Source organism: Rhodoferax ferrireducens (assembly GCF_003347515.1).
Classification (GTDB): domain Bacteria; phylum Pseudomonadota; class Gammaproteobacteria; order Burkholderiales; family Burkholderiaceae_C; genus Rhodoferax.
In genome coordinates, this window is record NZ_QEII01000274.1 from 46,836 (window position 1) to 70,968 (window position 24,133).

19 protein-coding genes are annotated in these 24,133 nt (G+C 57.9%); 16 read left to right on the forward strand and 3 right to left on the reverse strand.

From position 1 onward, the window contains the following. Window positions 1–24: 24 nt before the first annotated feature. Complete coding sequence (locus C5P05_RS14565) at window positions 25–2,796, reverse strand: LuxR C-terminal-related transcriptional regulator (protein WP_114970578.1); 2,772 nt, start codon at window positions 2,794–2,796, stop codon at window positions 25–27. Between the two features lie 263 nt (window positions 2,797–3,059). Here C5P05_RS14565 and C5P05_RS14570 point away from each other — a divergent pair, with 263 nt between their 5' ends. The 6 genes from C5P05_RS14570 to C5P05_RS14595 all read left to right on the forward strand — a co-directional run bounded on the left by C5P05_RS14570 (window position 3,060) and on the right by C5P05_RS14595 (window position 9,203). Beyond that, window positions 3,060–4,316 (forward strand): cytochrome P450, encoded by a 1,257-nt coding sequence (locus C5P05_RS14570; RefSeq protein ID WP_114970579.1) that lies wholly within the window; start codon window positions 3,060–3,062, stop codon window positions 4,314–4,316. A gap of 69 nt (window positions 4,317–4,385) precedes the next feature. Continuing rightward, a complete protein-coding gene (locus tag C5P05_RS14575; protein ID WP_114970580.1) occupies window positions 4,386–4,709 on the forward strand; it encodes a 2Fe-2S iron-sulfur cluster-binding protein in 324 nt (107 codons plus the stop codon). Between the two features lie 3 nt (window positions 4,710–4,712). Next, complete coding sequence (locus C5P05_RS14580) at window positions 4,713–6,317, forward strand: GMC family oxidoreductase (RefSeq protein WP_114970581.1); 1,605 nt, start codon at window positions 4,713–4,715, stop codon at window positions 6,315–6,317. 40 nt (window positions 6,318–6,357) lie between these two features. Beyond that, complete coding sequence (locus tag C5P05_RS14585) at window positions 6,358–6,678, forward strand: hypothetical protein (RefSeq protein WP_198674724.1); 321 nt, start codon at window positions 6,358–6,360, stop codon at window positions 6,676–6,678. Beyond that, a complete protein-coding gene (locus C5P05_RS14590; protein WP_114970582.1) occupies window positions 6,671–7,822 on the forward strand; it encodes an acyl-CoA dehydrogenase family protein in 1,152 nt (383 codons plus the stop codon). Before C5P05_RS14585 ends, C5P05_RS14590 begins: the two co-directional genes overlap by 8 nt. Window positions 7,823–7,973: 151 nt before the next feature. Then, window positions 7,974–9,203 carry an NAD(P)/FAD-dependent oxidoreductase gene (locus C5P05_RS14595; protein ID WP_114970583.1) on the forward strand — a complete coding sequence of 410 codons (1,230 nt, stop codon included), beginning with the start codon at window positions 7,974–7,976 and terminating at the stop codon, window positions 9,201–9,203. A gap of 26 nt (window positions 9,204–9,229) precedes the next feature. On the opposite strand, the gene C5P05_RS14600 is transcribed toward C5P05_RS14595, so the two are convergent. Continuing rightward, the gene (locus C5P05_RS14600) at window positions 9,230–10,897 is read right to left on the reverse strand and encodes a methyl-accepting chemotaxis protein (protein ID WP_114970629.1); all 1,668 of its coding nucleotides are present in this window, start codon (window positions 10,895–10,897) and stop codon (window positions 9,230–9,232) included. A gap of 325 nt (window positions 10,898–11,222) precedes the next feature. Between C5P05_RS14600 and C5P05_RS14605 the strand changes: the two genes are divergently transcribed. The 9 genes from C5P05_RS14605 (at window position 11,223) to C5P05_RS14645 (ending at window position 22,395) form a co-directional block, all read left to right on the forward strand. Continuing rightward, window positions 11,223–12,338 (forward strand): spirocyclase AveC family protein, encoded by a 1,116-nt coding sequence (locus C5P05_RS14605; RefSeq protein ID WP_157979332.1) that lies wholly within the window; start codon window positions 11,223–11,225, stop codon window positions 12,336–12,338. Window positions 12,339–12,373: 35 nt separating this feature from the next. Beyond that, window positions 12,374–13,087, forward strand: a complete 714-nt coding sequence (locus C5P05_RS14610; RefSeq protein ID WP_114970585.1) for a molybdopterin-dependent oxidoreductase — start codon at window positions 12,374–12,376, stop codon at window positions 13,085–13,087. A 264-nt stretch (window positions 13,088–13,351) separates the two neighbouring features. Further along, window positions 13,352–13,975: a hypothetical protein gene (locus C5P05_RS14615; RefSeq protein WP_114970586.1), complete on the forward strand. Its 624-nt coding sequence runs from the start codon at window positions 13,352–13,354 to the stop codon at window positions 13,973–13,975. An 11-nt stretch (window positions 13,976–13,986) separates the two neighbouring features. After that, window positions 13,987–15,030, forward strand: a complete 1,044-nt coding sequence (locus C5P05_RS14620) for a 4Fe-4S dicluster domain-containing protein (protein WP_198674725.1) — start codon at window positions 13,987–13,989, stop codon at window positions 15,028–15,030. Then, window positions 15,027–17,918, forward strand: a complete 2,892-nt coding sequence (locus C5P05_RS14625; protein ID WP_114970587.1) for a molybdopterin-dependent oxidoreductase — start codon at window positions 15,027–15,029, stop codon at window positions 17,916–17,918. The genes C5P05_RS14620 and C5P05_RS14625 overlap by 4 nt, the downstream gene beginning before the upstream one ends. A gap of 14 nt (window positions 17,919–17,932) precedes the next feature. After that, window positions 17,933–18,442, forward strand: coding sequence for a molecular chaperone TorD family protein (locus tag C5P05_RS14630; RefSeq protein ID WP_232834499.1), 510 nt, complete (start codon window positions 17,933–17,935; stop codon window positions 18,440–18,442). A gap of 59 nt (window positions 18,443–18,501) precedes the next feature. After that, a complete protein-coding gene (locus C5P05_RS14635; protein ID WP_157979333.1) occupies window positions 18,502–19,812 on the forward strand; it encodes a protoporphyrinogen/coproporphyrinogen oxidase in 1,311 nt (436 codons plus the stop codon). 8 nt (window positions 19,813–19,820) lie between these two features. Then, window positions 19,821–20,633 (forward strand): CbbQ/NirQ/NorQ/GpvN family protein, encoded by an 813-nt coding sequence (locus C5P05_RS14640; RefSeq protein WP_114970590.1) that lies wholly within the window; start codon window positions 19,821–19,823, stop codon window positions 20,631–20,633. Then, the gene (locus tag C5P05_RS14645) at window positions 20,611–22,395 is read left to right on the forward strand and encodes a nitric oxide reductase activation protein NorD (protein WP_157979334.1); all 1,785 of its coding nucleotides are present in this window, start codon (window positions 20,611–20,613) and stop codon (window positions 22,393–22,395) included. The genes C5P05_RS14640 and C5P05_RS14645 overlap by 23 nt, the downstream gene beginning before the upstream one ends. A 14-nt stretch (window positions 22,396–22,409) precedes the next feature. Here C5P05_RS14645 and C5P05_RS14650 read toward each other — a convergent pair whose 3' ends face one another. Then, window positions 22,410–23,156: a hypothetical protein gene (locus C5P05_RS14650; protein WP_114970592.1), complete on the reverse strand. Its 747-nt coding sequence runs from the start codon at window positions 23,154–23,156 to the stop codon at window positions 22,410–22,412. 181 nt (window positions 23,157–23,337) lie between these two features. Between C5P05_RS14650 and C5P05_RS14655 the strand changes: the two genes are divergently transcribed. Further along, window positions 23,338–24,129: an enoyl-CoA hydratase/isomerase family protein gene (locus C5P05_RS14655; protein ID WP_114970593.1), complete on the forward strand. Its 792-nt coding sequence runs from the start codon at window positions 23,338–23,340 to the stop codon at window positions 24,127–24,129. Window positions 24,130–24,133 lie beyond the last annotated feature (4 nt).

Here is a 24,133-nt window from a genome sequence, read left to right on the forward strand (position 1 = left end):
GCGCCCGCCAATAGTCACTCGCGCTTATCTCGGCAGCAGGTTCAAAACCCTTGCCTTGGCCAACGCGGCGGAGCGGTTTTTCACACAGAGCTTCGCGTACAGGTTCTGTAAATGCCACTTCACAGTCGTCAACGAGACATCTATGCCGTCGGCAATTTGCTGGTTGGACAAGCCCGCGTCGATATAGCCGAGAAGTTCCAGTTCTCGTGACGTCAATGGTGTCGCCAGATGAGGTTCTTCCTCATGCACAGAGGCAAGCCTGTCATATAGCGATTGATCGGGAAAAGTCAGACTGCGGCACCGATCGACGAAAAACAGGCGCTCTTCGTGCCTGGCAAATCCCCACGCGTTCACTTTTGTATCGGCGACTATGGCCGCAAGTGTTTCCGCTTGATCATTGAAGGGGCGGACGATGCAGTGCGTTGCCGCGATTCTGATGGCCCGCGTGATGTGTCTGACAGCAAGTAATTGTTGATCGGTACGCAAGGCAATCGTGGCGGACGCAAGCGCAAGCTCCACCAGCCGGAATGCACAGTTGCTTGCTTTGGCGCGGGGCGTCTGTTCGGCGATCAACAATTCTGCCGGCTTCCATTTTCCGCTGGCGATCAGAAAAGCGATTTTGGTGTCTTCGATCAGGGCATCCAGTTGCGCGATCCGGGATGCAGGGCGCTGATGTTCGATAGTGCTGTCGTCTTCCAGCCCAATGCGCTCGGCTTCGTCTCGCGCATCGTCCAGTCGGCCCAGTACGAGCAGGCGCCGGATTAGATAGCACGACAGCATCAGCGAAAGCCGTGGTGCGTAGGCACTGGCCACTTCGCGCAGAAGCGCGAGAGAAATGCGGTCATTGCTGTTGCCCGTCCACAGCAGCACCGCAGCTTCAAGTCCGCATGCCGCAGCTTCGAGAAAGCCGTGCGTGCGCGAGGTCCTGCTTCCCAGCTCAAAAAGTTGCCAGGCTTCCTCGGTGAGTCCCATCTCAGCCGCGCATTTGGCTGCGACCATGGCCATGGTGCCGCAGATACCGGCGTCGTCACCGAGTGACGCCTTTGTGGACGCCAAAGCCGCGACAAGTTCGGGGTACGCGGCGGCATAATTTCCTTCATAAATCGAAATCAGGGCGGAAAAGGACGAGATCCATCCGTCGACGTAGGCGCTATTCGCCTGGAATGCTGCCTCGCGCGCAGAATGGATTGCGCTACGCGCTTCGACAAAGCGAAATATGCGGGAAAAGTATCCGCTTTCGATGCAGTAGGCTGCAGCCAGATTGAACGGGTCATCCATTCCGGCGCCCGCGCCGGCCAGCCATTTGGACGCGCCAATGTGGGCATCCTGAAGATGGTCGCTGAGACTGTCGATCGATGCCCTCAGGATAGAAATCCTGCGCTGCAGGTCTTTCTTTTTTTCTCCATCATCCTTTTTCGACTGGCGCTGAACGCGCATTGCCAAATTGGCGCACTGACGGCGAGCGTAGTCATAACGACGATGAAAAGCCAACGCCCACGCGAACCAGTATTCAGCTTCGGGACCGGCCTGATGGCCTTGTTCATGCAATAGTTCAATCCATTGAATGTACTGAAGGATGAGGCCACTGTTGCGCACGAACACGGGTGCGATGTGCTCAAGGATTTTGCTGGCGGTCGAGGCTGACCCCGACGCCAGTGCATATTCGACGGATTCGCGCCAGTATTTATTCTTCTCGCACCAATGCGCGGCACGGGTCAGTACCTCCTGCCGCCGCGTCGCCGTCAAGGCGCTTTGCGCCTCGCGCAGAAGGTGTTCCCGGAATAATCCGTGCAGTCGATACCAGCTTCGATTGCGATCGAGCGGGATCACGAAAACGTTACGATCAAGCAGGTAGGCCAGATATTCCTTTGCGCGATCGCTGCCGATGATGTGGCTGCAAAGTTCCAGACAGAAGGTCCGCACTTGCGCGATGCACAGCAGGAAGTCGCGCACCTCGGCAGGAAAGACCGATAAAACCTGACGGTTCAGCAAATGGGCGAGCGCTTCGTCGGAACCCGAGAAAACCTTTAGCGCCGCCTGCGGGTGCTCGGTATTCGACAGGATGATTTGCGCCATTCGCACTGCGGCCGGCCAGCCCTCAGTCTGCTGGGCCACGTCTTCCACGCCGTGATGGCCAATCAGATGGCACAAATTGGCTCCCAGCAATTTGCCAACTTCTTCGGTACTAAAACTCAGCTCGGCCAGGCCAATTTGTCGGATCAGGCCTTGCAATTGCGCGCGTGATACGTCCACTGGAATTTCGCGGGTACTGGACAGCACCAGCTGCAGCGAAGATTTCGTCTGGAACACCAGTTTATCGAGGAGCGGACCCAGAGCGTCATCGGTACAGCAGTTGATGTTGTCGATGAAGAGGGTGAGCGGCAGCGGATAGTGATTCACCAGACCAATCAGGGAATCGATGCGGGTTTCGAGAGGTGGCTGGCCGCGAAACAATGCCTGCGTGGGGTGCAGTCTCGTTTCGCGCCCATTCAATAGCATCTCAAGTGCGCTAATGATGCTTTCGACGGCTGTATCCCGATCGTCAAGCGCAAACCAGGTGCATTGTTTGCCGGTTCTGCGCAGTTCGGAAAGCATCATCGACATCAGAACCGTCTTGCCGTATCCCACCGGTGCAATGATGACAATGGCCTTGGGCGCAGCAAGCTCGGTCGTCCCTTTGAGCTGTTCGAGAGCCCGCGTACGCAGAGGCGGGTACATGAAAGCAGGTGGATCGGTCCGCCCGATTGTTCGCTCGGTGACAGCGCCAAAACCTGATTCATCGGATTCTTGCCGCATGGTCCGCAGACTCCTCCTGAGTGCTTGTCAATGGCGAGCGAGGCGGCTTCGGCGTTACGGTTCGCAGCCCATCGTGCGCTTCAGATCAATGTCCGCTTGTCAAAAGTCTGATCAGATCTTCTGCGGTCCATGGCCACTATCGTAGTGCCATCTAAAACGCCGACCCCCTACCAAAGTACAGGTATCAGGCCGAGACTTGATCCTACACTGAAATCGGACTGAGTTAAGCGCAACAACCGCAGCCCCCCATAACGAGGAAACAGATGACTACCCTAGCAATAGATACCGATATCGCCCGGACGGTGCCACTCGACAAGATCGACGTGAGCGCGCCCGAACTCCATGCGCGCGATGCACTGCACCCGTATTTCGCGCGCCTGCGCCAAGAGGCTCCGGTGCATTACTGCCCGGAGAGCGCCTACGGGCCGTACTGGTCCGTTACCAAGTTCAACGACATTGTGGCGATTGATACCAACCACAAAGTATTTTCATCCGATGTCAGCGTCGGCAGTTTCGTGCTCGACGATACGACGCTGAATGCAGTTGACGGCGGCATCTACCTGCCCAATTTCCTTGGCATGGATCCGCCCAGGCACGATATTCATCGCATGGCCGTCAGTCCGATTGTTGCGCCGCAAAACTTGCTGCGTTTTGAGGCCACGATCCGCGAACGCACGGGTCGCGTGCTGGACTCGTTACCGATCGGCGAGACTTTCAACTGGGTCGAGCGTGTCTCTATCGAATTGACGACGATGATGCTTGCGACACTGCTCGATTTTCCCTTCGAGGAGCGCCGCAAACTCACGCGCTGGTCGGATATCGTGACAACCAGGCCGGGTTACGGATTGGTCGACTCCTGGGAGCAGCGCGAGCGTGAGCTGAAGGAATGCCTGGCCTACTTCCAGAATCTCTATGACGAGCGTAAAAATGCACCACCGCAGCCGGACCTGATTTCAATGCTCGCGCATGCGCCGACGATGCAGGATTTGGGCCCTGAGGAATTTCTGGGCATGCTTGTGCTCTTGATCGTCGGTGGCAACGACACGACGCGCAGCTCCATGTCGGGTAGCGCGCTCGCGTGGAACCTGTATCCGGAGGAATTTGCGAAGGCAAAAACCAACCCTGCGCTCATCGCCAGCATGATCCCGGAAATCGTTCGGTGGCAGACGCCGATCGCGCACATGCGCCGTACCGCATTGTCAGACATCGAGTTTGGGGGGCAGCTGATCCGCAAGGGTGACAAAGTTGTGATGTGGTATGTCTCAGGCAACCGCGACGAGGAAGTGATTGATCGGCCAATGGACTTCATCGTCGATCGGCCGCGTGCACGTCATCACCTGTCCTTCGGCTTTGGTATCCACCGCTGCCTGGGCAATCGCCTGGCTGAACTCCAGCTGCGTGTACTTTGGGAGGAAATTTTCAAGCGGTTTCCTCGCATCGAGCTGATGGGAGAGCCAGTGCGGGTGCCCTCCAATCTGATCCGTGGCTTTATCGATCTGCCCGTTCGGCTGCACAAGTAAAGCAGTTGCACCGCAACGCAATGAGATTGACGACCGCATACACAAATTTTTAAGAACTAACGAACCCCCATGCCAAAAATTATCTTCATTTCCGCCAACGACACGGAACATGTCGTCAACGTCGCCGACGGGATCAATGCGATGGAAGCGGCTACCCAAAATCTGGTGCCCGGCATTGACGCTGATTGCGGCGGCGCGGCTGCCTGCGGTACCTGTCATGTCTACGTTGACCCGGCCTGGATCGGCAAAACCGGCGGAGCGTGCGCCGGCATTGAGCAAGATATGTTGTCGCTTACTGACAATGTCCAGGAAAACAGCCGACTGTCATGCCAGATCCGGATCACGGAAGCCCTCGATGGGCTGGTTCTGAGGATTCCGGAAAACCAGCACTGAGAAATGAAATTCAAACCTGACTATATCGTCGTCGGTGCGGGTTCGGCCGGTTGCGTTCTGGCCAACCGCCTGAGCGCCGATCCTTCGGTTCAAGTGCTGCTGCTGGAAGCCGGCGGCAGCGACAACAGCCTGTTCTACCGGATGCCCGCCGGATTCTTTGAGTTAATGAAGTCCGGCAAGGGCAACTGGAACTATGAATCCGTTGCGCAGCCAGGTCTCAACGGCCGCAAGATGTATTTTCCGCGCGGCAAGGTGCTGGGCGGCTCCAGCTCCATCAACGGTTTGGTCGTCTCGCGTGGCAATGTCGGCGACTACGACCATTGGGCGCAACTTGGCAACGCCGGCTGGTCGTATCGCGACTGCCTGCCTTACTTTAAGCGGATCGAAAGCTACCCAGCCGGCAATCCGGCCTTGCGCGGTCACGGGGGGCCGATCGGCGTCACGCTGACACCGCTGGAGACGATGAATCCGACCTCGGGCGCCTGGATTGACGGTGGCGTGCAGGCCGGTCACCCCTTCAATCCAGATATGAATGAAGGCAACCCGCTCGGTGTCGCACAGATGCAGGGCAACTACGCCAACGGCGAACGGCAGAGCGCTTCGGCTCGCTATCTGAAGCCGGTATTGAGCCGGCCCAATCTGCGCGTCATGACAGGTGCGCTGGTCAAACGGGTTGTCATCGAAGGCAAGCGGGCCACAGGGATTGAGTACTTGCATCGTGGACAGTCCCACATCGTCCATGCCAATCGGGAGATCATTCTCTCAGGGGGCGCCATCAACTCCCCGCAGCTTCTTCAACTGTCTGGAATCGGGGATCCTCTGGATATTCGTCCGCACGGCATTTCGGTGCGGCACGAATTGCCTGGTGTCGGACGCAACCTGCGCGATCACCTGTCTGTCGCCGTCAAACAGCGCATCACGCAGCCGTATTCCCTGCTCGCGAACCTGAAACCGCTGGCGATGGTCAAGGCCCTCGGCCAATACCTCCTCTTTCGCTCTGGCCCGACGGCAGTCGGCGCGCTAGAAGCCTGGGCGCACCTGAAGTCAAAAGCCGAGCTGGAATATCCCGATCTGCAAATTTACTCCGTGCCCCTCATGTACAACGACCATGGCCGCGACGTGATCAAGGAAGAAGGCTTCATGGCCGTCTTGAACGACATCCAGCCCGGCAGTGTCGGCACGATAAATATCCGGTCGAGCGACCCGACGGTCGCGCCCGCGATTGACCCGAAGTATTTTTCCGATCTGGACGATCTGCGCGTGCTGCGCGACGGCATCCGGCTCACGCGCGAAATCATCGGACAAAAGGCCTACGATGGATTTCGGGGCAGCGAGTACGCACCTGGGACGGGGGTGACTTCGGATGCCGCGCTCGATGCCTACATCCGCACCGAGGCCAATACCCTGTACCACCCGGTGGGCACCTGCAAGATGGGCTCAGATGAGATGGCGGTGGTGGATGCCGCACTACGCATCCGGGGGATGGACGGACTGCGTGTGATTGATGCCTCGATCATGCCCAACATCACCAGCGGCAACACCAACTTCCCGGCAATGATGATTGCCGAGAAGGGCGCTGACCTGATCCTCGGCAAAGTAGCCGGATAACCGGCTGCGTATTGCCAGCCACAAAAAGGAGAATTCACTCATGCAAAATTTTGGCCCATCGGGCGAAGCCTGTCCGTTCTCGTTTAATCTTGATCCGGCCACCTTCAAAGTGGGCGATAGTGTGAGCTACCGTGTCCCCGACCGCTTCGATGACTTTCCCTTCGTCGGCACCCTCGTCGCGGTCCACGAAGACTATGTGGAAATTTCCCCGAATGATCCACTGAGCCCCGGCAAGCGCATGAAGGGAACCCGGGAAAGCCGGCCCGTGGTCAGTTCCGCAGAAGCGCTCTCGGAGACTATCAGCAGTACCGGCACGGATGTGCCGCGCACCGAGTCGGGTCTGGAGTCCGTGCATGCTTAAATCACGATCCGTTTACAACCAGGAACATGAGATGTTTCGCGACGCCGTTCGCGGCTTCATCAAGGCCGAGATCGCGCCGCACTTCGCGCGCTGGGAAGAAGCCGGCATCGTTGATCGCAGTTACTGGACGGCGGGAGGAAGGGCCGGCTTATTGTGCCCGCAGGTTCCCGAGCAATATGGGGGCGCGGGCGTCAACTTTGAATACAACGCCATCGTGGTCGAGGAAATTGGCTATGCCGGCTATGCAGGGCCGTTGACAAATTTTTCGGTGCATAGCGATGTCTGCGCAGGCTACATCCTGAAGGCCGGCAGCGAGGAACAGAAGGCGCACTGGCTGCCCCGCATGGTCACTGGTGAAACCGTCTGCGCCATCGCCATGACCGAGCCCGGAACCGGCAGCGATTTGCAGGGCGTGAAGACGCGCGCGGTACGCGACGGCGAGGTGTATCGCGTCAGTGGGGCCAAGACCTTTATCTCCAATGGCCAGCACTGCGACCTCGTGATCGTGGTGGCGCGCACCTCCGACGCGCCGGGTGCGAAGGGTCTCAGCCTGATCCTGGTCGAGACCGATCGGCCGGGCTTTCGCCGCGGAGGTAAATTGCACAAGCTCGGCCACCTGTCGTCCGACACCTCGGAGATGTTCTTCGATGAAGTCGAGGTACCCATCACAAATCTGATGGGTGCTGAAGGAGCCGGTTTCAGCACGCTGATGAACGAGCTTCCGCAGGAGCGGCTGATCATCGCCGTCCATTCCATGGCTGCGGCGCAACGCGCGTTTGACATCACCTGCGACTACGTGCGAGAACGCAAGGTCTTTGGCAAATCTGTCGCGGATTTCCAGAACACCCGCTACAAGCTCGCCGACCTCAAGGCCGATCTGCTGATGGGCTGGGCCTTCGTCGATCAATGCCTGGCGAAGCATGTGCGTGGCGAGCTGAGCGCGCTGGATGCTTCCACCGCAAAGCTCTGGTGCACCGAGATGCATGGCAGGTTGGTGGACCAATGCCTGCAGTTCCATGGCGGTTACGGTTTCATGCGCGAATACGAGATTTGCCGCTTGTTCGCCGACGCGCGCGTGCAGCGCATCTACGGTGGCACGTCCGAAATCATGCGCGAGCTGATTTCGCGCAATCTACAGTCATAACCAGATCCCCACAGCCTATCTGGATCAGATGACCGTCAACTGTCCTTACGGAGGTTGTTTCAATCTGCGGCCTGTTCGAGGCCCGCAAACGCTGGTCCTGAAATGGATTTGATCCGCACCCCTGTGCAAGTCTCCTGGAAAACTTCGAGAAATGATTCAAGATAAACATGAGAAAGTTGTCGTCGTCGGCGCTGGGCAGGGCGGTGGTTCGGTCGTCGCCTTCCTGCGTCAATATGGCTATTGCGGCGATATCACCTTGATAGGCGAAGAGCCGGTCGCTCCCTACCATCGGCCGCCTCTGTCAAAGGAGTGGCTGAAGGGCGATTTCAGCTGTGAAACTTTGGAACTAAAGCCGGCTTCTTTCTATGCCAAACAGAAGATCGCACTGCGACTCGGTACCCGCGTCGCCCGAATCGATGCCAGTCGCGGCTGTGTGATTCTTGCGGATGGTGATGAGATGGGCTACGACCACCTCATTTTAGCCACGGGTGCGGATGCGCGCACCCTCCCCATGCAAGGCGCGGGGTTTGACAACGTAATGACCTTGCGGACAATGAATGATGCCCAACGCTTACGCGCCGCGCTTGTGCCCGGCAAGAAGCTGGTCATCATCGGCGGCGGTTATGTGGGTCTCGAATGTGCCGCTACTGCGCGTACATTGGGTGTTGATGTGGTGGTCATCGAACGTGCTGGGCGCCTGCTTGAGCGCGTTGCCAGTCCACATGTCTCCTCATTCCTGGCGCAATTTCATCAGAACCATAGTGTTTTGGTCGAAACGAATGCGGACCTCTTGGCGATAGATGGATCCACACGCGCCGAGTCCGTGCAACTGGCCGATGGCCGCCGTTTTGACTGTGATTCGCTGTTGGTCGGAATTGGCGCCAGTCCTGCGATAGCTATCGCGGCAGAGGCCGGGTTGGCTTGCGACGACGGAATTTTGGTGGATGCTGATTGCCACACATCGAACCCGCATATCTTCGCGCTGGGCGACGTGGCCAGGCGCCCTCACGCCTTGTATCACTGCCGCCTTCGCTTGGAGAGCGTGCCCAGCGCCATGGAGCAGGCCAAACGCATTGCCGCTGTACTCACGGGCCGAAAGCCGGCAGAGGCGGAAGTGCCTTGGTTTTGGTCCGAACAGTACAACTTGAAATTGCAGATTGCCGGACTGCTTTTCGAGTCAAAGAAAACCATCGTGCGTGGCGACCCGGATCAGTCGAAGTTTGCGGTGTACCACCTCTGCGACGGCAGGGTGGTTGCGGTCGAAACGATTAACGCACCATCGGAATTTTTCGCGGGCAAGAAATTAATCGGATCGAAAAAAACCGTGGACAGCGAACGCTTGGCCGACCTGTCTGTCTCGCTCCATGAATTGGTGGCTTGACAACTGTCCCGGGGTGAATCTGGGTCTTATGCCCGGGGCATCTGCGTCAAGCAGTCGGGCTCGTTCTGCCTGCCAACGGAACTCCCAACGGTCAAGGGCGTTTCGTAACTCGGGTGTTGAAATTCCTGGCTAGACGTTTGGGTCTGTCCCGAACCATCAAGCTTGAAGATCGCTACGGTCTGCACCAGGTCCTGGGCCTGAGATTTCAGGCTACTGGCTGCCGCAGCAATTTCTTCCACAAGCGCTGCGTTTTGCTGCGTGGCGTGATCCACCTGCGTAATGGCTTCACTCACTTGGGCGACGCCGGCTCTTTGTTCGGAACTGGCCGCGCTGATCTCATTCATGATCACGGTGACCCGTTTGATACTGCTGACGACCTCGGCCATGGTTACGCCAGCCTGATCGACCAAGGCTGATCCCTGTTCGACCCGATCCACACTTGCACCGATCAACGATTTGATCTCCTTGGCAGCCTCCGCCGATCGTCCCGCGAGGCTGCGAACCTCACTGGCGACCACGGCAAAGCCACGACCCTGCTCTCCAGCGCGGGCGGCTTCGACGGCCGCGTTCAATGCCAGAATATTGGTCTGAAAGGCAATGCCGTCGATCACGCTGATGATGTCGGAGATCTTTTTGGATGAATCATTGATGCCCTTCATGGTTTCTACGACTTGCGCCACAACTTCACCACCTCTGGCGGCGACGCAAGAGGCACTCATGGCTAACTCGTTGGCCCGGCTGGCGTTGTCAGCGTTTTTTATGACGGCATCACTGAGTTCCGCCATGGAAGCGGCCGTCTCTTCGAGTGCGCTGGCTTGTTGCTCGGTGCGGGCAGAAAGGTCGTAGTTGCCTTGAGCGATCTCGGCACTGGCGGTGGCCACACATTCAGAACCCTCCCGTACGTGAACCACCACGTTGGCAAGACCGGTTTGCATGGCGGAAAGAGCCATGAGCACCTGGGTGATCTCGTCTTTACCGTCTATTTTGATAATGTGGCTCAGGTCGCCTTGGGCCACGGCATTGGCACCATCTTGCGCCCGGGTCAACGAGCGGGAGATGCCGCGCACCAGGGTTGAACCCAGAAATAGAGCGAAAAACACACCTCCTATGATCGAAGCAATCGATGCCATCCGAATAATTGCATAGCGGCTCGTTGCTCCGTCGAATTCCGCTTTGGCTTCATCCAGTTGAAGTTGAACAAGGAGTTTCCCATTGTCCCGAACCGGATCGTAAAGGGGGGCGAGTTTCTCAAACACGATGCTTTGCGCCTCTTCCAGATCATGCGCGTTCAACGCGGCGATGGCGGGCAGCATTCCTTGCGCATGGAGTTTTCTTTTGGCCTCTTTGAAGAGCGTGGCTAGCCGCGTTTCTTCAAGGGTCAGTTTGGTCGCCATGTAGGCGTCCAACTCTTTGTCGATCTGTTTGATGTTGGCTTCTATCTCGGCGTTGTACTTGGCGATTCTCGCCCGAGTTGGATCCAGAAGATTATTGCTGATCATCAAGCGGTTGTTCAGTATCAGCGCATTGATGGAACCTAAACGACCCACTGGAACGGTTCGACCCTGATACACCACCTCCAGGGATGTATTGGTTTTGCTGATGCCATACAGCCCCAGGCCGCCAGTAACAATCAGCAAGGTAGACAACACCGCAATCAAGAGAAAAAGCCGGGTTGAGATCTTAAAGTTTTTCATCTGCAGTCCTGGGTAACTCGATAAGGTTTCGGAGTCCACGGTCGCTGTCTTTCCAATCATGGGTGAAGGAATGGCTGTTCAAGGTGGACAAAAATGACAAAAGCTTCCCAATCAGAGTGGGATACAGCCTCGGAATTTACCAAGGAGAAATATGGTACGGCAGTGTATCTTAATGAAATGTCTTAATCAAGATGACGTCATTTGGTAATGAAAAATTGGTACTCATGAATACGATAATGTGGCACACTGTATTAAATTTTAACCAATAACCGTTTTGGAGAGCCATTTCATGCGCGGACCAGCAGCGTCTATAAAACAAGCCAACATGGCAGTCGATATCAGTGGCAAGGATGACAGCATTGTCGTCAAGAGCTGGTTCGTTGTAGGATGTGGCTTTCTGATCTTCATGGCCTACGTTGCCTACCAATGGGTGACAGCGCCCGGTTTCGGTCCCACGCAACTGCCTCCTGGCGTGGACGTGCCAACTCAGTTCAAGATTGGTGTCAGGGCCGTCGAAGTCGGCATGAGCTTGGTGTGGCTGTATTTCATCTACACGCAGTTGGTGAAGCCGATTCGCCAGACGGGGCAGCCCAATACGCTTGGCCTCTGCGGCATCGGTTTTTTCTTCGCCATTTTCTGGGATCCGTCAATGAACTGGATCCAGCAAGGGTGCGTGTACAACCCCTATGCGTTTAACCTGGGCTTTCTTTCCAACCACATTCCTGGCTGGATGAGTCCGCGCGCGGAATTGCTACCCGAGCCTTTGGTCGCCTGGTCCGGCGGCTACCCAGGCTTTCTGGTCTGGGGATGCCTGTTTGGTTTGGCGGCGATGCGCTGGGTCAAGGCCAAGTTCCCCGGCATCAACAACCTCAAACTTTCCATTGCTGGCGTTCTTGCCGTCATGGTTTTCGACATGGTTCTGGAGAGTTTTCTGATCCGTTTCACCGGCATTTACGCGTACCCGGGCTCGATTCGTGCCCTAAGTCTCTGGGGTGGGCATTGGTATCAGTTCCCGATTTATGAAGCCATCTTTTTTGGCGGCTGGTGGGGCTTGTGCGCGGTTCTGCTGTACTTCAAGGACGACAAGGGGCTGACCTGGGTGGAGCGCGGTGTTGAAAAAATCGACATGTGCAAGCGCTCCAATTTCAAGAAGGGCATGATGCGCGCGATCGCCGTGATTGGCTTCTGTCAGACCGTCGAACTTTTCATCTACGTGCTGCCCATGCCGCTGATCACCGCCAATGCCGATCCATTTCCCGATGACACCCCCGCCTTCTTCACCGTCGGTACCGGCATGTGTGGGCCGGGTACCGGTCTGGCCTGCCCGCGCCCGGATCTGCCAATCATGCGCCGCAACGATCTGAAAAAATTTGAAGATTCACCTCGTTTTTCTGATGAGCAGGCGATGCAGCGTGTTGAAGAGAACAACAGCAAAAAGTAATCGTACCCCTGGCTATTGTGAAAACAGGAAGTTCAATGATGAATGCCGAGAATAAGCCGTTGCCGCCCGGACAGTTCGAATTTCCCTCATTTGACCGTTTCGGGCTCGGTCTGTTTGCCAAACGCTTTCCCGCGAATCCCGATTCAATTGCGTTCACCATTGGTGGCGATGTTGGCCAGTCCATCAAAGTTGGCAAGGAGTTTGCAGCCCTTCCGCGTGTCGAGCAGATGTCGGATTTTCACTGCGTTACCACTTGGTCGGTGCTTTCCGTGCGATGGAGCGGCGTGCGCTTTTCAGACTTTTATCAGCAGGTGGTAGTGCCGTTGGCGAAGCCTCAGGGCGGCGCAAATTTTGTTGTATTTCGCGGAGAGGACGGCTTCTCCGTCAGTATGCCGTTGGACGACCTGATGGCATCGGACGTGTTGCTGGCCGACAGTCTGGACGGTCACGGGCTGGGCATCGAACACGGTGCACCGTTGCGCCTGGTGGCGCCTGCCCACTATGGCTACAAGAATGCCAAGCACATCAGCGCCATTGAGTTCTGGTGCAACCCGCGCAACTACCGCTTTCCATTTCCCTATCCGAAGTTGATGGATCATCCGCGAGGGCGGGTGGCCTTGGAGGAGCGCGCCCGCTTTTTGCCACTGTGGCTCATTCGTCCCCTCTATCGGGCGCTGATGCCGTTAGCGAGATACAAGATGCGCAAGTCGCTGGAGACGTATCGGGCCAAGGGCGGCCGCGGCGCATAAGGCAAGATCCGCTGCCGTCAATGGGTCTGCCTTCGTATTTCGGTTGAAATTAATCTGCAGCACTAATCTTCTATGTGCTTGCAAAACATCTGCTCCCCAATTCCGTTGATCCACATCAAAGGAACTTGAGTTGCTTCGTTTGAGGGGCGAATTCCATCCTTTTGATGGGGGCCGCATCTTTCCAATCTCTATAAATTCAGCAACAAGGCTGCCCTGCACAGACAAAAAGTGCAGGCATAACTTCAACCTGATAGGAGACAAAAAATGCGAAGTTCACATGTCAAGAATATAGAGGAGTACCTGAATCCTGCGCTTGCCAGCTGGAGGAAGATCCCGGCCAAGGCCCTGGATTTGATTCCCACACCACTTGGGATGCAACCGACGGAGTACATCCAGAAATCGTGGGAAGCGCGGCCGTATGGGAAAGCCAAGACGGTGCATGTGGCGAGCGTGCACGATGGACGCACCTGGGCGATGAGAGCCAGTTGGGCGGGCGTATCTCCGGCGGGGACGGACTTTCCCGACGCCCTGGCGGTGGCCTTGCCGGTGCGCGGCAAGCCGGCGCTGGTTCTGATGGGCGCACCGGATGCCCCCATTCATTTCCTGCGTTGGGCGGCGAACAAGGAGGGGGTACGTTCGCTGCTCGCGACCGGAATTGGCCAAAGCGGACCCGGTCCAGAGATCAAATGCAACGCCCAGGCTCACGCCGACGGGGATATCTGGAGCGTCGTCATCACTCGGGCGCTGGGTAGTGGCAAAGACGTCGCCCCACTGCTGGCTGGCAAGAAGACCGGCATCGGGTTTGCCGTCTGGCACGGAGGAAATGACGAACGGGCCGGCATCAAGGCCTTCTCGATTGACTGGGCCGAACTGGTCCTTGAGGCCTAAGGAGCGCGAAGATGAGTAAACGTCAAATCGCCATGGTCATGGACCTCAACAAGTGCCTCGGCTGCCAGACCTGCACCGTCGCCTGCAAGCGACTGTGGACCAAACGGGACGGCATGGCCCACATGTTGTGGAACACCGTCAGCACCCAGCCCGGCACCGGTACGCCGCATGGATTTGAAGCCATGGGCGGTGGTTTTCGCGACGGCGTGGCCCAGCCTGGCCACCGTCCCAGCGTCGACGAGTTTGGCAAGGCCTGGGACTTCAATCACCAGGAAGTCGCCTTTGGGGGCAATCCCGATGTCTCACTCGTGGCCGACGGTGGTCATGCCGGCAAGGGCCCCAACTGGGACGAAGACATTGGTGGCGGCGAATACCCCAATAGCCACTACTTCTACTTGCCACGAATCTGCAACCACTGCACTCACCCCGCCTGTCTTGAAGCTTGCCCGCGCAAGGCGATCAGCAAGCGCGAGGACAACGGTATCGTCCTTATTGATGAAGACCGCTGCCGTGGCCACCGTTTCTGCCAGGAAGCCTGCCCCTACAAAAAAATCTATTACAACGAAGTCGAAGAAGTCTCCCAGAAATGCATCTTCTGCTTTCCGCGCATCGATGAAGGCGTCACCACGGCATGTTCGCGGCAATGCCCCGGGCGGGTGCGCTTTGTTGGGTACCTGGACGACCCGGCCGGTCCGATTCACAAGCTCGTTAGCCAGTACAAAGTGGCCTTGCCGCTGCATGCTGAATACGGCACCCAGCCCAACGTTTTCTACGTCCCCCCGATGTCACCGCCGCGCCTGGACGCGGAGGGCAATCCGACTGACGAACCTCGAATTCCCACCGACTATCTGGTCTCCCTGTTCGGGCCGAAGGTGGTCGACGTGCTGGACACGCTCAAGCGTGAACGCGAGCGTGTGCAGATGGGGGAGACTTCCGACTTGATGGACTTGTTGATTTCGCGTAAGTGGCAGGATCTGTTCGGCCCCTTCACCAAGCACCCGCGTGAAGTTGCCCAGACGCCAATCAAGTTCTACAAGAAGGGGGAACGGCCATGAGCGTCAATTTTGATCGTCGCAGCTTTCTCAAGTTAGCCGCCGCATCCGCTAGCGGCCTGGCGTTGCCGAATTTCATTGTCGAGGCGGCGGAGGTGCTGGTCGGCAAGAATATCCCTGCCTATGTCTCCTGGAAGGACGTCTACCGCAGCCAGTGGACTTGGGACAAGGTGGTGCGCTCAACCCACCATCTGAATTGCTGGTACCAGGCGCACTGCTCGTGGGACGTCTATGTGAAGGACGGATTGGTGTATCGGGAAGAGCAGGCGGCAGAGTACCCGCAGGTCAATGCCAAGCTACCGGACTTCAACCCGCGCGGTTGTCAGAAGGGCGGCTGCTTCAGCGAGCGGATGTACGACCCGACCCGGATCACCCATCCGCTGCGCCGGGTGGGCCCGCGCGGTGGCGGCAAGTGGGAGCGCGTGACCTGGAAAGAAGCCCTTGACGACATCGCCGACGCCTATCTTGACGTCACCGTCAAGGAAGGAACCGATGTCACTATTTGGGATCTGGGGCCCGGGATTGATCTCGGCGTTTCGATGGCCGCCCAGGCGCGCTTCAGCCAGCTGACCCAATCCATCAGCCTCGACATGGATGGCGAAATCGGAGATTCCCGACGCGGCACCCTGGAAACCTTCGGGAAAATCGTATTCGAGCGTTCGGCTGACGACTACTTCAATTCAGACCTGATTCTGTTTTGGGGTGGCAATCCCGTTTACACGCAGATTCCACAAGCGCATTTCTACATCGAAGCGAAATACAACGGAACGAAGATCATCTCCATTTCGCCCGACTACAACCCCTCGGCCACCAAGGCAGACCTCTGGGTTCCGATCAAGTCCGGCACGGATGCTGCGCTGGCACTGGCAATATGCCACCTGATCGTTGCAGAAAACCAGCTCAACCAAGCCTTCGTCAAGGAACAGACCGACCTGCCACTGTTGGTGCGCAGCGATACGCGTATGTTTCTCAAGCAGGCTGATGTTGAGATCGCGGGGCACGACAGTCATCACATGCTCTGGGATGAGAAAACGGACACGCTTAAGTCCGCCCCTTTTCGCAGTTTGGCGCTGGACGGTCTCGACCCGGCACTGGACGTGAAGCGGACCGTGACGCTCAAAGACGGCGCCCGTGTCGAGGTGCGCAGCGTGTATTCCTTGCTGCGCGACCGCCTGGCCGACTACACCCCTGAGAATGCTTCGAAGATGTGCGGCGTATCGGTCAAGATGATCCGGCGCCTGACACAGGAAATTGTCCGCGCCAAGGCGGTGTCGAGCATCGCCCAGACGTCCATGTGCAAATACTTTCATGGGAATCTGGCCGAACGCAGTGTGGCACTGGTGTTTGCGTTGACCGGCAATATAGGTCGAAAGGGCGCAGGTTTTGCCGGCTTCCCACTGTTGACGATGGACGGTGCCGACAAGTTTGGACTCCCGCCTTCGCTGAAGGAGGCCGAGCAATACTTCTCTGTCCTGCAGCCGATGATCGACAAGCGCGTGGCCGATGGCGACACCCAGGAGATGATTGTTACCAGTCTGGGTCGTCTGCTTTACATGCCGGGAAATGGCGTCCTGCGCACCCCGGTGTGGACTTCGGGGACGCTGTTCTGGTCCGTTCATGGTGGCATTGGTGAACTGTCGAAGCACGCGGAGTCCTGGCAGCTTGGAAACAAGCGACCGATCGCCGACTATCTGGACGAATCGCTGAGCAAGAAGTGGCAGCCGCTGTCCCCACCGCCAGGCAAGGATCCGCGGATCATGATTTCACTGGTCAGCAACCCGCTACGCCGCGCCCGCGGCAGCGAGAAACTGCTGGAGGTTTTGTGGCCGAAGTTGAAGAAGATTGTTGTGCTCGACTGGCGTATCAATTCCACCGCCCGCCATGCTGACATCGTCTTGCCGTCCGCGCCGTGGTACGAACACACCAATTTGAAATGGGTAACGCCGCTTTCTCCGTACCTGACCACCACCGACCAGGCAACACCGCCCTTGGGCGAGTCGAAAAGCGATTGGGACATCATCGTCCTGCTTTCCAAGCATATTCAGGAACGCGCCATAGCCCGCAAGATTGGCACCGTCAAGAGTCCGCAGGGCCTGGATGTCAAGCTCAACACCCTCTACGACGATCTCACGATGGACGGCGAGTTCAAGGAAGGCGATGACGACAAGGTGGCCAAGGCGATCTACGACATGAGTACCTCGCACAAAAAACTCACCTGGGAAGAGGTCAAGCAGAAAGGCTTCGCCCGGTTCGAGAAGCTCCCCGAAGACCCGGCGTCTATCGGCAACATGTGCGACTTCCCCGAGAATGACACCATTGTTCCTTTGACATTTCATGTCCGCGACAAGGTGCCGTATCCCACCGCAAGCCGGCGCATCCAGTTCTACATCGACCATCCACTCTATGACGAACTCGATGAACTCTTGCCGCGTTTCAAGGAGCCGCCGTTGATCGGCGGCAACTATCCGCTGATGATGAATGGCGGCAAGACTCGGCAAAGCATTCACTCGACCTGGCGCGATAGCCCGCTTATGATGCGTCTGGACCGCCCCGAGCCTTACATGCTGGTCTCCATGATCGATGCCAGCAAGCGTGGCATCCAGGATGGCGACATGGTGCGTGCCTTCAATGACGTGGGATCGTTCAACGTCAGTGTCAAGGTTTCGCCGAGCCTGCGTCCGGGACAGACCCTGATGTATCACGCGTGGGAGCAATATCAGTTTCACGGCAAGGGAGACATGAACAGCGTTTCTCCGTCACCCTTGAACCCAGTGGAGCTCGCGGGCGGACACCCGCATTTGACGGCCGGAATACTGCAAGGTCAGTCCTCGGTATTCGACCGGGATACGCGCATTGAGATTCAGCTCCTTCATGAGAAAGCGAGTGCCTGACTATGGGAATCAATATGGAATTTTCAGCTGTGCGCAGCTCGGTCTACCGTACCTTGGCCGAGGCATTTACTTATACGAGGGCTGGAGCGGGTCCGTTCGGGATCAGCAGCGCCGACTACAACGAAGCCTTCGACCCCTCCCTGAGTCCGCAGGCTTGTTCACTTCGTGAGCGAGCCCACGCGCAGGAGGACCAGAGCTCCATCTTTGAGGAGCTCATGCGTTTCTACGAGTTTTTTGGCCTCAAGCGGGACGAAAACGCCGAAATGCCGGACCACCTCGGCGTGGAACTTGAATTCATGCATTTTCTGACCCACCTGGAGAGTCCGGTGGCGGATCAGCCCGATGACTTGGCATCAATACGTCGGGCGCAGCATGATTTCCTTACCCGCCATCTGGGGCGTCTGGTGAAGGGTGTGCATGGTGGGCTAAAAAGCCAGAACCCGCAATGTTTGGAGCTTGTCGAGACGACGTTCGACTTTATCAACACCGAGCTTGCCCTTGTCAAGGAGCGTGCGCAGGCTTGAGTCGGGTATTCATCTGCCGGCCTTTGCCGCAGCGAAAAAACTATAACGAGGAGATATGCATGAAAGTTGTTGTGATTGGTGGCGGTCCTGCGGGCTGTGCCGCGGCCTACATCTTGAAGAAGAATGGCCATGAGGTCCGACTTTTCGAGGCCACGGATTGCGTCGGTGGACGCACGAAACAGCTCAAGCGGGATGGCTTCAGTCTCGCCACGGGCGCACTATTTTTGATGGGGGGAATTTATCCCCGCACGTCGGCACTGCTCAGGGAGATGGGCCGCTATCAGGAACTTGTCCCCTGGGGGGGAGCGGCCCAGTTGGCCGACAAGGACAACGCGCGGTATCCAGTGAGCTTTGTTTCGCTGCCGAGCTACCTGCGCATCCCCGTCCTCAGCCTGGGTGACAAGTTTCGCGTGGCCATGGCGGGCATACGACTTCTTCTCAGCCCCGGTGTGAAGAATCCTTTCAATGGCAGTGAACTGTCGGCTTTCGACAAGGGCGAAAACCTGGAAGACTGGTCGCGCAAGCACCTGGGGGACCGCGCCTACGAATACATCATGCGTCCACTGATGGACTTCCTGTATGCCGTCCCGGCAAGTTGGCTTTCCACGCCGTTTCCTCTGGCGATCATTCAACAGGCCCATAAAATGCAACTGTCGGTACCTCCGGGTGGCGTCGGCCAAGTGAGCGAATGGTTCATCCAGGGCAGCCCAGGTGTGCAAGTTCACCTCTCAAGCCGCGTTGAACGCGTCGAGCGCAATGGCAAGGCCTATACGGTTTTTGCCAAGGGTGAGAGTTATGAAGCAGATGGGCTGGTCATCGCGACGGAGGCTTTCGTGGCGGCAGACCTGCTCAAACAACTGATTCCTGCCGACGCGGCCCAGAAACTGCTCAAGACGCCTTACACCGATTACGCCCATGTGGCGATTGGCTATCAAAAGAACCCCTGGCCCGACTTTCCGGCGGATCTGGTGTTGCCGGTGGGGGTGCGCGAGGTGCGCAAGGTCGGCGCCATTGTTCTGCACAGCCGCCGTCACCCCAGTTCTGTGCCGAAGGGGGGCGAAGTGGCCGGGGTGTACTTCAACACCCCGCCGCTGGCCACCATGAGCGACGATGACATCAAGCGTGACGCGCTAGCGGCAGTGGCGCAGTCCTTTGGTTCGGCGCCACCCCCGTCCTTCGTGCATCTTTTTCGCTACGATCGCGGCCTGACCATTGCGGGCCCCGGTCACTACGGCACGCTGGATTCTGTCCACAAGGAAATGCCCAAGGGGGTTTACCTGGCGGGTGATTACTTCTCGCAAGCCGGTGTCGAGGCCGCCGTGTTCAGCGGCGAGCGCGCCGCCCTGATGCTGCACAACTCGCGCGGATAGCCTAAGCGATGCAAGTTGCGCTCAACACTCCCGCCGCGAATTCGGGACACCCTTACTACCTACCCAGTGCCAACGAAGTCGACGTGTTTCGCGCCGCCTACCGGCAACAGCTGCCACTCATGCTCAAAGGACCGACGGGCTGCGGCAAGACACGCTTTGTTGAGCACATGGCCCATGCGCTCAAGGTGCCGCTGATAACCATTGCCTGTCACGAAGACATCACGGCTGCCGACCTCGTGGGGCGCTATCTATTGACCGGTGGTGAAACAGTCTGGCTCGATGGGCCGCTGACACGCGCGGTGCGCGAAGGGGCGATCTGCTATCTGGATGAGATCATCGAAGCCCGCGCTGACACCACCGTCGTCATCCATCCCCTTGCCGACCATCGACGCGAACTGCACATCGAGCGTTTGGGCGAGTCCCTGTGTGCCCCAGACGCCTTCATGCTGGTTGTTTCCTACAATCCGGGCTACCAGAGCGTGCTCAAGGATCTCAAGCAGTCGACCCGACAGCGTATGGTCGCCATCGAGATGAACTACCCGGTTGCGGAAAAAGAAATCGAGATCGTGATGCAGGAGTCGGGCATCGACAAGCCGCGTGCGACCGATCTGGTCAAACTGGCTAACGCCATCCGCAAGCTCGATGCGAGCAGCCTGCCCGAGGTATCGTCGACCCGCACGCTGGTCAGCGCCGCGCGATTGATGACAGAAGGATTGTCGCCCCGCGCGGCCGCCAACGCCGCGATATTGTTGCCACTCACCGACGATCGCGAAATCACGCGCGGCTTGGGAGAGATCATTGCCACCTACCTCCGGAATTGAAGCGCTACCGGCAATCAGCACCTTGGTCGCGCAGAGCCATCCGCTTCGGCTGCTGGCCGGCGCTGTGGTGGGCTACCCGGTCGCCATCACTTATTTGTTGCAGGACGGCGCGCGCAGCTATACCGACGGCGAGCGGATCTATCTGGCAGCCCACGAAGGCGTCGAGGACCGGCGTCTGGAGTTGATGGTGCAGGGCGCTTTAATCTGCGGGCGGGCGCTGGGTGGCAAACAGCTGCGCGCCATCGTCGGCCGGATCGAGTTGCGCCAACGCTATCTGGTGCTGGAGGTCGAGCGTTGCTGCAAGGCAATCGAGGACCGGCTGCCGTGTTTCTTCCTGGCGCAACTGGCGCATTACCGTACTGGCTTTTCTCCGCAAAGTCCGCAGGAGTCGCTGACCATCGCGCGCGGGATGCGCCGCCTGCCGGATCCGCCCGCGTGGTACGGCACACTGCAGGCCTGGAAAGTATTGCGCAAGGGATTGCCAGGCGATGGGCGAGGTCTGACCGACAACAGGCTGGCCCAACTCGAGGCGCAACTGGCGAAAGTAGAGGCAGACGGGGATGACGAGGAAGACGATTCGCTGAGCAAGAGTTCCTTCTGGAAATTTCTCTCATCCCCGTTTGGACGCGACAATTTCTTTTCGCGCTTCATGCAGGAAATTCTTGACATGAAGTCGTCACCCGACAAGGATGCGGCCGATTCGGGCATCGAAGGTTCGTCCGAGTTGGTCAGTGGACGCATTTCAAAGCACATTCGCGATATTACCCAGGCCGTCCGTTCCAACATGCCGGTATGGATTCCCAGCAGCTTTGTCCAGTCGGAAACGGGTGCTCACAGCTATTGCGAGTGGGACTGCGTCGCAAAACGCTATCGGCAGAATTGGGTGAGTGTGGAAGAGGTCGATCCGCACGCGGAAGAACCCAATTTCGAGGCCGGTACCTTGCATACCGGCGGCGATCGCGCTTTTCAGCGCGCTCTGGCCAGCCTGTGTCTTGGTTTTCAGCGGCATAGTGGGCAGCCCCAGGGCGATGATTTGGTACTCGACCGGATGATTCGGCTCGCCGTCGATCTGCGCTCCGGGCACAGCGGCGACGATCGTGTCTATTCAGCCAACCTGCGCATGCGGCGTGATCTGGGGGTTCAGATTTTGCTCGACGCCTCCAGTTCGACGCTGGAGCGCGGTGCCGACGGAACGCGCGTTTTTGACCTGCAGGTCCAGGCGGGATGGCAACTGTGTCGCGCGCTGGCCTTGCTGGGCGACCGCGTGGCGATGCACGGTTTCAATTCCTGGGGGCGCACCCTGGTGCGGTTCCAGACTCTGAAGACTTTCGATGAACCGATCGGAGCCCAACTTGAGCAGCGTTTGCGGCGGCTGGCGGTGGCCGGCTATACCCGCTGTGGCGCGGCGATACGGCACGCCACGGATCACCTAAATGTGAATTCCGGCACGCCGTTCAAGCTGCTGGTTTTGATCTCGGATGGTTATCCTTACGACGACCAGTACGAGGGCAAGTATGCGATCGAGGATACGCGAAAGGCGATTGAAGAAGCCCGGACAAAAGGTATTGCCTGCATCTGCATCAGCGTCGGCGGCGATGCTGACGCGGAGCGACTCGAACAAGTGTACGGCGCTGCCAACTACCTGGCGATCAATCAGACCGAGCAGATGACCACGCGCCTGCGTTACCTGATGGAGAGCGCCATCGGCTCGACCGCCCGAGGCGCATCTGCGGCCCGGAAACCGTATGGGCGCAACCCCTAGTCAAATTTGGAAACTCAGTTTTTCGGCAGAAGCTTTGCCGCGCTCCAGATCAAAAGCAACGCAAAGAAAATACTGATGGCCGAGCAGAGCGTGACAAGCGTTGGCGAGGGCTTGTCAAGATGCAGGGAAATGATGAGAGGCGCGCCGGCGCCGAAGTTGACCAGATAAAAGGTACAAGGGAATATCACAAATAAGCCAAGCAGGGGCACTGTGCCACTGGTGCGCCGGCGCAACTCCGAGGCGGCGAGGCTGAAGCAGATGACCTGAGCCGATTCGAGTACGCCGACCGCAAGGGGGTAATCAAAGATGCGAAAAGCGTGGGGCCCCCAGTACGCATAGGCGTCACCCTGAATGCCGATGATTTCGAAGGCGACAGACATCAGCAAGGCGAGGCCCGCCCAGCCATAGAGGCCCTTGGGTGTCAACCCCTTCTGTATTTGTTCGCAGATGAACATCGCCGTGCCGGTATAGAGCACGACGTAGCCGCTGTAGGCCCAAACCGGCTGCGGAATACCGAACGCCGAAAACGTGCTCCAGATGCCTGGCACGTAAAACAACAGCATGAAGCCTACATCGTAAAGTGGTTCAGCCAAGGCGCCGACCATGCCGGCAAGAATGAGAAAGGAGAAAAATGGACGGCGGTAGCGAACATCCTTTTTCACGGCAATGGCGAATAGCACCGCCGTCAATGCCCAGCTTCCATAAGTAAGTACGGCCTGGGTCGTGAGGTTAAGCGGGTGATCGTAGGGTGCGGTGAGCATAAAGTTTTGTCTCGCAAAAAACGGGTTTCCTCGCTTCCAGGCTCTGGCGCATTTGGTCGCAGGACTGCCGGTGTCCGGGTCAACAACATTCAATGTTAAAAATGTTGTACAGTAGTGTATCTTAATAAGATGTATATATCGTCCGGGCGTTAAGCTCGTTCATTTTGGAAGGCAAATCTTCATGACTACCCCATCATCCATCCGTTTCGAAATGCAGGGGGGGCTGGCCATCGTCAGCTTGGCGCAGCCAACGCGCGGAAACCCGTTTGACGGTGATTTTTCGCGAGACTTCAAGCAAGTATTCTCAGAACTCTGGGATACCCCGAATTTACGCGCGGTGCTGCTGCGCGCAGACGGTGATAACTTCAGTTTCGGTGGCGACTTGAAGACCTTCTATCCGTTGCGCGCCAACCTGGCGCCCTTGGTGCGGCGCTGGACCGCCGACCTGCACATGGGCCTGCAGCGCGCCTGGCAGTTGCCCGTTCCCGTTGTGGCTGCCGTGCAGGGCTGGGCAATGGGGGGGGCTGCCGCCTTGCTGGCCGGTTGTGATGTGGTGCTGGCTGGGGAATCAACCCGCATCGGATCCGCTTTTGCCAAGATAGGGTTCAGCTGCGATTCAGGTTCCAGCGCCACCTTGACGGCGCGCATGGGCCCTGCGCGTGCTCGCCGCTTCGTGCTTTTGGGCGAGGTATTGAGCAGCCAGGAGGCGCAGCAAGCCGGTCTGATAGACCGCATCGTGCCGGACACTGAACTGCAAGCTCATGCGATGGCTTTGGCCCTGGAGCTGGCTGAAGGTCCGACCGTTGCCTACGGCGAAATCAAACGCCTGTTTTTGCGGGCGGGGTCTGCGCACTTGGAGTCCCAGCTTGAAGACGAGGCGCTGACGCTTGCGCGGGTGTCGGCTACCGCTGATGCCCAAGAGGGCATTGCCGCGCAAGTCGAGCGTCGCAAACCGGTGTTTCGCGGCTGCTGAGTAA

Excerpts from the sequence above, each read along its gene's own strand:
- C5P05_RS14565 (WP_114970578.1), bottom strand. The coding sequence starts at position 2,796 with ATGCGGCAAGAATCCGATGAATCAGGTTTTGGCGCTGTCACCGAGCGA.
- C5P05_RS14570 (WP_114970579.1), top strand. The coding sequence starts at position 3,060 with ATGACTACCCTAGCAATAGATACCGATATCGCCCGGACGGTGCCACTC.
- C5P05_RS14575 (WP_114970580.1), top strand. The coding sequence starts at position 4,386 with ATGCCAAAAATTATCTTCATTTCCGCCAACGACACGGAACATGTCGTC.
- C5P05_RS14580 (WP_114970581.1), top strand. The coding sequence starts at position 4,713 with ATGAAATTCAAACCTGACTATATCGTCGTCGGTGCGGGTTCGGCCGGT.
- C5P05_RS14585 (WP_198674724.1), top strand. The coding sequence starts at position 6,358 with ATGCAAAATTTTGGCCCATCGGGCGAAGCCTGTCCGTTCTCGTTTAAT.
- C5P05_RS14590 (WP_114970582.1), top strand. The coding sequence starts at position 6,671 with ATGCTTAAATCACGATCCGTTTACAACCAGGAACATGAGATGTTTCGC.
- C5P05_RS14595 (WP_114970583.1), top strand. The coding sequence starts at position 7,974 with ATGATTCAAGATAAACATGAGAAAGTTGTCGTCGTCGGCGCTGGGCAG.
- C5P05_RS14600 (WP_114970629.1), bottom strand. The coding sequence starts at position 10,897 with ATGAAAAACTTTAAGATCTCAACCCGGCTTTTTCTCTTGATTGCGGTG.
- C5P05_RS14605 (WP_157979332.1), top strand. The coding sequence starts at position 11,223 with ATGGCAGTCGATATCAGTGGCAAGGATGACAGCATTGTCGTCAAGAGC.
- C5P05_RS14610 (WP_114970585.1), top strand. The coding sequence starts at position 12,374 with ATGATGAATGCCGAGAATAAGCCGTTGCCGCCCGGACAGTTCGAATTT.
- C5P05_RS14615 (WP_114970586.1), top strand. The coding sequence starts at position 13,352 with ATGCGAAGTTCACATGTCAAGAATATAGAGGAGTACCTGAATCCTGCG.
- C5P05_RS14620 (WP_198674725.1), top strand. The coding sequence starts at position 13,987 with ATGAGTAAACGTCAAATCGCCATGGTCATGGACCTCAACAAGTGCCTC.
- C5P05_RS14625 (WP_114970587.1), top strand. The coding sequence starts at position 15,027 with ATGAGCGTCAATTTTGATCGTCGCAGCTTTCTCAAGTTAGCCGCCGCA.
- C5P05_RS14630 (WP_232834499.1), top strand. The coding sequence starts at position 17,933 with ATGGAATTTTCAGCTGTGCGCAGCTCGGTCTACCGTACCTTGGCCGAG.
- C5P05_RS14635 (WP_157979333.1), top strand. The coding sequence starts at position 18,502 with ATGAAAGTTGTTGTGATTGGTGGCGGTCCTGCGGGCTGTGCCGCGGCC.
- C5P05_RS14640 (WP_114970590.1), top strand. The coding sequence starts at position 19,821 with ATGCAAGTTGCGCTCAACACTCCCGCCGCGAATTCGGGACACCCTTAC.
- C5P05_RS14650 (WP_114970592.1), bottom strand. The coding sequence starts at position 23,156 with ATGCTCACCGCACCCTACGATCACCCGCTTAACCTCACGACCCAGGCC.
- C5P05_RS14655 (WP_114970593.1), top strand. The coding sequence starts at position 23,338 with ATGACTACCCCATCATCCATCCGTTTCGAAATGCAGGGGGGGCTGGCC.